The sequence below is a fragment of the Bacillus sp. S4 genome, from assembly GCF_040838205.1.
GTDB classification, from domain to species: Bacteria; Bacillota; Bacilli; order Bacillales; family Bacillaceae_G; genus Bacillus_A; species Bacillus_A cereus_U.
Genome location: NZ_JBFPJI010000392.1, coordinates 1 through 2,829 on the forward strand (window position 1 = coordinate 1; position 2,829 = coordinate 2,829).

Consider the following 2,829-nt stretch of genomic DNA (forward strand, 5'->3'; position numbering starts at 1 on the left):
AATATAGGGAGATATTTATGGGGATTATAGAAGTTAAGAATTTAGAGAAATCATTTTTCATTGAAAAGAAAATGATAAACATCCTGAAAGGGGTAAATCTTGAAGTAAAGCAAGGAGAATTCCTATGTATCATGGGTGCGAGTGGCTCAGGTAAAACTACTTTGTTGCAATTACTTGGGGGGATAGATCAAACGACAAAAGGAGAAGTTAAAATAGGGGATACAGAAATCTCAATGATGAATGAAAAAGAATTGGCACTATTCCGAAGAAGGAAAATAGGATTCATTTTTCAACAGTTTAACTTAATACCTATTTTTAATGCGGAAGAAAATGTTACCCTTCCTTTATTATTGGATAATGTCGAACAACAAAAAGCCACAAATCAAGCAAAAAAACTTTTGAAAATTGTTGGTTTAGGAGGCAAGGAGGAACATCTTCCTTCTCAACTTTCTGGAGGTCAACAACAACGAGTAGCGATTGCTAGAGCTTTTGCTAATGATCCTGAAATTATATTAGCAGATGAACCGACAGGAGCATTAGATTCTGAAAACAGTAAAAATATAATTACTGTACTTAGGAATGCTTGTGATGACTTAAATCAAACGGCAGTTGTAGTAACACATGATCCTTTTGTAGCAGCTCATGCGGACAGAGTTGTTTTTCTATTGGATGGTTTAATAATTCATGAATACGAGGAAACTAACGAAAAAATTTCAGAGAAAGTTAAGCGTATTCAAGAAATAATGAACACACACTTTCAATAGAATGGGAGGTTTTGAAAATGTGGATTTTTAAATATGCTATAAAATCAATTAAGGAAAACCGATTAAGAACATCACTTATTGCCCTTGGTACAGCTTTAGGTGTTATGTTAGCCACAATGTTGTTATTAGGAAATAATTCTGTCGAAGAAACAGTAAAACAGCAAGTTAAGAACAATTACGGTGACTACAATTTGCAATTCGGTTATATGAAAAATGATCAATATTTAGATGACAAAGAAGTAGATCAAATACAGAATATTAAAAGCCTTAAAACTGTATCAAAGGTATTAATACCATATGTAATACCTAATAAACCGGAAATTTCAAACCAACCGGCGTATTGGGGAGTCGAACCAAATTCACCTGAAATCCGTGCATATAAGATTGATCAAGGGAGATATCCAGAAAAAGGGGCAGAAGTTGCGATTACAAAATCCTATGTAGAGAAAAATGGGATTAAATTAGGTGAAAAAATTGAAATGCCTTTTCCACCTTTTAATAAAAAAACAGTAACCGTAGTTGGTATTATTAATCCGCCAACAATGTCTGCAATGAAGCAAACTGCATTCTTTCCTATTGAGTGGTTACAAAATGAATTGAATTTGAAAAATAAATATAATTTAGTGCAATTAAAAGTGGCTAATGCTAATGAAAAAGCCTTTTTAGTTTCGGAAATAAAAAGTGTGTTAAGTGGTGTGAAAATTGATCAACGCCTATATGTTGATAAGGCATTTGAACGCTTAAATGTAATGAAACCTTTGATCTGGGGACTAGGTGGAGTTGCCCTATTTGTTGTGGCTCTTTTAGTCATGGGAAGCTTTTTCCTATCTGTACGTGATCGTCTTAAACAATGGGCCTTATTACGTGCTCTTGGAAGTGGATCTGTTCAAATAATAGGTGTAGTCCTACTTGAGTCTTTAATAATTGGTAGTATAGGTTCCTTAATAGGAGTTACAATGGGTACTTTATTCTATCGTTTAGTATCAGGATTGATTAATAGGTGGATAGGAGGGGCAACTGTTGATAGTGAGACTTTTATAATCTCCTGGGGCCTATTAATTTCAACTTTTATTGTAGGAATTATGATGTCTATTATAGGGGCTATTATTCCAGCGATGTCTATAAGAAAAATTCCTCCTGTAGAAGCTTTTAGGCCTGTGATTTTGTCCGTCAATAAAAAGGAAAAGAAAATAAGTATAATTAGCTTCTTTGTAGCGATAGTAGGTATTGTCATTGGAACTTGTGCAACTTTCTTAGAAAAGTTAATTAAAGTAAATATTGGACCTATAGGTGCATTTTTATTTGTAATAGGTTTATTGTTTGCTATACCGTTTATCATTCGAGTTATTACACCAATAATCACTAAACCTTTCCAACGCGTCTTTCGTATAGAAACTTCCATAAGTAGTCGAAACGTGATACGTAATAGACAAAAAGCAGCGATTTCAGTTGCAATATTGTCTTTTGGATTTATGTTAGCGTTGGTGGGAAGTATGTATATGAATTCAATGCAGGAAGGTATGAGGCAAGGGATAAAGAAAAGTCTGCCAGCCGATTTATCTATTCGTGTACCAATGCTAGGTCGAGAGAATGCACAAATTCCTTTTGAATGGTTAGAAAGAATAAAGCAAATTAAAGGTGTACAAAATACAGCAGCTATTGCAACGGATACAAAATCTAAATTAGTTGATTACGATTTTAAAAAGTCTGATTCAGAATGGTATGACTTTGTGCGGAAAAATAATATTAATCCCGAAAGAATGGAAGTCTCCGGTATAGATTCAACTGTGTTTAACCAGATAAAAAAAATAAAAGTAGTATCAGGAAAAAGTTTAGAGGAACCTCTTAAAAACGGTGAAGGGGTTATTTCAAAGAGGACTGCCGATTACTTAGGAATAAAATTGAATGATAAAATTAAGGTTCAATCACAGGGGCATGAACCACAGCTTATTAAGATTGCGTCTATATTGGAAAAGAATTTACAAATAGGTACCATGGGAGTACTAGTTAATGAGGAATGGGCAAAAAAGAACTTCCAAATAGTAGGTTATGAATCTATAGAAAT

At 33.7% G+C, this 2,829-nt stretch carries 2 protein-coding genes; both read left to right on the forward strand.

The features are described from left to right. Nucleotides 1–17 precede the first annotated feature (17 nt). Complete coding sequence (locus tag AB3X48_RS20625) at nt 18–764, forward strand: ABC transporter ATP-binding protein (RefSeq protein ID WP_367959884.1); 747 nt, start codon at nt 18–20, stop codon at nt 762–764. A gap of 17 nt (nt 765–781) precedes the next feature. Continuing rightward, a partial coding sequence (locus AB3X48_RS20630; RefSeq protein WP_367959883.1) for an ABC transporter permease occupies nt 782–2,829 on the forward strand: 2,048 nt, incomplete at its 3' end.